The sequence below is a fragment of the Limosilactobacillus portuensis genome (assembly GCF_014838735.1).
In the GTDB taxonomy this organism is placed as follows: Bacteria; Bacillota; Bacilli; order Lactobacillales; family Lactobacillaceae; genus Limosilactobacillus; species Limosilactobacillus portuensis.
Genome location: NZ_JABUXQ010000111.1, coordinates 1 through 291, shown reverse-complemented (window position 1 = coordinate 291; position 291 = coordinate 1). Strand labels below are relative to the sequence as shown.

Annotated in this window: 1 pseudogene; it reads left to right on the top strand. The window is 41.6% G+C overall.

From position 1 onward, the window contains the following. Positions 1-291, top strand: a pseudogene (locus HUK49_RS10780) (acetate kinase); the annotation flags it as partial.

Genomic DNA, 291 nt, shown 5'->3' with positions numbered 1-291 from the left:
CAAAAGTTTTGGGTCGTCCAATTGAAGAATTGAAATTAATTACGGCTCATATCGGAAATGGTGTATCCATCACTGCTAACTATCATGGTGAATCTGTGGATACGTCAATGGGCTTCACACCTCTGGCTGGTCCGATGATGGGAACTCGTTCAGGGGATATTGATCCTGCTATCATTCCTTATCTGATTGCGAATGTTGAAGAGTTTAAAGATGCTGCAGACGTTGTTAACATGTTGAATAAACAGTCAGGCTTGTTTGGTGTATCTGGTCTTTCAAGTGATATGCGCGATA